At 40.3% G+C, this 4,064-nt stretch carries 3 protein-coding genes; 1 reads left to right on the forward strand and 2 read right to left on the reverse strand.

All coding sequences use genetic code 11. The features are described 5' to 3' along the window. Positions 1 to 402: FUSC family protein (locus tag C1642_RS04375; RefSeq protein WP_146035313.1), on the forward strand; the 402-nt coding region annotated here is incomplete at its 5' end. A 70-nt stretch (positions 403 to 472) separates the two neighbouring features. On the opposite strand, the gene C1642_RS04380 is transcribed toward C1642_RS04375, so the two are convergent. Together C1642_RS04380 and C1642_RS04385 are read right to left on the reverse strand one after the other, a co-directional pair. Then, positions 473 to 2,701: a beta-glucosidase gene (locus C1642_RS04380; protein WP_103235967.1), complete on the reverse strand. Its 2,229-nt coding sequence runs from the start codon at positions 2,699 to 2,701 to the stop codon at positions 473 to 475. An 18-nt stretch (positions 2,702 to 2,719) separates the two neighbouring features. After that, a partial coding sequence (locus C1642_RS04385) for a carbohydrate porin (protein ID WP_213064249.1) occupies positions 2,720 to 4,064 on the reverse strand: 1,345 nt, incomplete at its 5' end.

Here is a 4,064-nt window from a genome sequence, read left to right on the forward strand (position 1 = left end):
GGCTGGTCTGCGGGTGAACTTGTAACGCTAGGGACCTGTATATTTACAATGGCATTAGCAAGTCTTAAAGACCCATACGATATGGCATTAAAAATGTTTATTGGGGTTATCTTCGGCGTGTGTCTAGCATTTTTTTATCGTTTTGCTATCCAGCCATATTTTCACAGTACATCAATGATCATTTTGACGATCTTACCTTTTTTCTTAATTGGTGGATTACTAAGATGTTGGTCAAAGACTGCTGCCCCAGCTTTAGATGGAAATATGTGTTTTCTATTAGCAAGCCAAGCAGGTATGTCCGCTGTGTCGATTAAAACAGCTTTTAATGAATGTCTGGCATTAATCGTTGCAGCCGCGCTAGTATCTTTTGCATATCGTTTAGTACTTAGGCAAAGACACTGAAGTTAGTTTAGTTTATTTTTCTAAAAACCATTTAAGTGCGATGTGATATGGCCTCTTACGAGGCCATTTATTAATGACTAACCGCACTATCAGCAAATGAAGAAGGCTCTAGTACCACAGTTGTCTTTTCAGAATCATCCTCTGAAGAAGAGCCTACTGCTACTGTATAATTCCCTGCTGCTATTTTCCATTGCTTATCTTTAATAGAGTAATCAGCTAAGAGGCGTGGATCAACAGTTACAGTCACTCGTTTCTCTTCATCTGGTGCAAGTTCAACCTTTTCCCAACCAAGCAGTCTTGTTTTAACCTTTTTATTCACATTATGTAAATAAAATTGTGGAACCGCCTTACCTTTGATATCACCCACATTCTTAACATTTACACTCATCTTCAATGGATTTGTCGAATCTACATGTATTCCATTAAATGTAAATCGGGTATATGAAAGTCCAAAACCAAATGGAAATAAAACTTTTTCATTGCGTTTCGCAAACCAACGATAACCAACTTCAGCACCTTCAATATTATAATTCACATTGACTTTAGCGTTTTCTGGTTCTCCAAACCCAACAATTTCAGGTCTTGGTAATTGCTTTAGGCTTTTTGGGAAAGTAACTGGTAAATGGCCAGATGGATTCACTATACCCGTAAGAACATTAGCAATAGCAGGTCCTCCTGCTGAACCTGGGTACCATGCCTGCAGTACCGCTTTTGTATTCTTCAACCACGGCATACTGATTGCACCACCAGTTTCTAGTACAACAGCAGTCTGTGGGTTTGATTGAGCAACTGCCTCAATCATTGCATCCTGACCATCTGGTAATGAAAGATCGAAGGCATCATAGCTTTCCATCATCCATTGTGTTGCAAAGATAATGACAATATCAGCTTTTTTAGCTAATGCAGCAGCTTCTCCCACATTACGTCCATCATTAAATGTAATTTTACTTTTAGGTAGGTTTGCTTTCAAAGCAGCAAGTGGGGATGACTTAAACCAAGTCTGATCTCTGAGCGAATTCAGTAATCCTTCGCCACCCGTATGAACTATCATTGGGGGTTCCCCAACAGGCGTAACCTGTGATGAACCTCCACCTGTCAGCACACCTATATCAGCATTACCACCAATAACAAGGATATTCTGAGCTTTATCCTTTAAAGGAAGAAATCCAGATTCATTTTTTAGTAGCACCATTCCTTCTTCAGCAGCATGCTGAACTTTTTCTGCATTTTTTTTGTAGTCTATCGGTGTAATAGTTGGAGGATGTTCAAACAGCCCACTATCAAAAAGTGAACGTAAAATTCTACGATTCATGTCATCTAATCGAGCTGAATATTCAGGCTTATCTTTTGCTGCTTCAGCAAGAGGTTTATCAAACCAGACATTTCCGTAAAGTAATCTATCCAACTGGGATCCCATTTCAATATCAAGACCTGTAAGCGCAGCTTCTGCACTATGGACTGCTCCCCAATCCGACATTACAAATCCACGATATTTCCAGTCATCCTTTAAAATCCTTTGCAACAACTCTTTATTCTCACAAGAATAAATTCCATTTACACGGTTATAACCACACATTACAGCGCCAGGTTGCCCAATTTCCATTGCGATTTTAAATGCCAAAAGATCACTTTCACGCATAGCATCTTCTGAAATATCCGCACTCATTCCTTGCCGAACAGTTTCTTGATCATTCATCGCAAAATGCTTGATTGTCGAAAGTACATGCTGGCTCTGTATGCCACGAATACTATGCCCTACCATAATCCCAGCAAGTAATGGATCCTCTCCGTAATATTCAAAATTTCGTCCATTCCGTGGATCTCTCGCCAGATTTATCCCGCCAGCAAGTAAAATATTAAACCCTTTACTCCATGCTTCACCTCCAATAAGTTGCCCATTCCGATAATTTAATACTGGGTCCCAAGTTGCTGCACTTGATAAGCCAGATGGCAAAGCAGTTGCACCATCATTTGGCCTAACATTTGCCGAGTTGGTTACACCCAAGCTGGCATCACTAACTTGTAAAGCAGGGATTCTTAGTTTGTCATCCCCAGGCACATAGCCAGCTGAGCCAATAGCTCCTTCTGGCACTGAAAATCCTAAAATGGGCAAAGCCATTTCACTGTGTACACGGCGAATTTTCTCTTCTAATGTCATTACCTGTACAAGTGCTGAAGCTCGCTGATCAGCATTTAGTTTACTGTTCATCCAAGGTTTACTTTTCGCAGCATCTTCTGCATTAACAGCCTGACAGCAGCCAATAATAATTGCTAAAGTTATAGGGCTATATTTAAACATGTGATCTTCTTCCGATAATTAAAAATCAATTTTTGTCTGTAAACCAATAACAAGAGCATCAGGTACATTTTTAACTGCACCCGGCGAGTGGTAATACTGGATATTTGGTTGAAGCGTCAGCCAACCCGTTGCTTTGATTCGATAAAACAGCTCTGTAGAAAGTTCACCACCACCAGGCGGTAAATAAGTCGGGTCAGAATAATCCGAAACTCCTGTAAGCTCGTTCGCAATTGTTCTATTCTGTGACCATCTATCGTTGATTTTGATATAAGTTGAAGCTATGCCCAGCATATCATCAGGCCGGTTTTCAAATAGCCCTGTATAATAAAGACCCGCACCATATGCGTAGTGGAGAACTGAAGTATTTTTATCGTTAATCTCGCCGTTAATGAAACCTTTTAAGCCCTTTTTGCTTCCATCACCTGGTCCTGTTAATTGTTGATCTAGATAGAACCATGCAGCACGTTTATTATTATGTTTTTTATAACCTGCTGCTGGATTAAATGCTTCAGCACCTCCATTTGGACCTTCATAAACATCATCAGCAGTTACATTGCTATAAAATGCTCCAATAAAATAATTGCCGGCTAACTTATTTTCGCCCCAGTGTGGACGCCACCCTAACAGAACAGGATATATTTCTCCCTGACCACCAGAAAAGGTAAGCGACATACCTTTATCATTTTTCGTTAACTCTGGATTCTGTTGAAACACTCCCGCACGAAGATAAATCTCTGGCGAAATATTCCAAGTAAAGTCTGCCCCCCACGAACCGATAGGCCATCCGTACCAAATAGGACTAATTCCTGGAACAGTTCCGCTGTTTAGAAGAGATTGAAATTCGGGATAACTTGGGAAAAAATCAGCAGTTGGAGTCATTTTACCGAAGGTGAATTGAAACTTTCTATCAGCAATACCTTGGGTATATGTCAGACGAGTAATACGGTTAACAGAACCATATCCCCAAACTTCCTGTGTCAGATTTGGCAGCGTGCCAGAACGAGGATCATTAACCCTTTCCGTAGTAATTAGACGATGGTTATTTCGATTTGTCAGAATCACATTGAACTGACCATCCACTGTTGTCATTTTGCTCAAGTCATAATTGAACAATACAGTTGTTTGGTCAGAAGTCCCTAAAGTAGTACGAGTATCGTATCCTCCAGCAACGTTTGATGCTATTTCATTATGATATTGAAGGCCAAAACTAAAACCTTTTTTATTCAGTTCCTCTCTCATCCCCCCCCAGTCGCCAAGAGCCCATGGAGAATCTTTATCCAAAACATCATAAGCTGATGCAGAAATACTATAAAAACCAGATAGAGCCAGAAGACTGACCATCACCCTTTTTCGCATTACTATC

Origin of the sequence: Acinetobacter sp. AKBS16 (assembly GCF_002899995.1) — a bacterium.
GTDB classification, from domain to species: domain Bacteria; phylum Pseudomonadota; class Gammaproteobacteria; order Pseudomonadales; family Moraxellaceae; genus Acinetobacter; species Acinetobacter baumannii.

Bases quoted from the DNA above. Each gene is read 5' to 3' on its own strand.
- C1642_RS04380 (WP_103235967.1), bottom strand. From the start codon at position 2,701: ATGTTTAAATATAGCCCTATAACTTTAGCAATTATTATTGGCTGCTGT.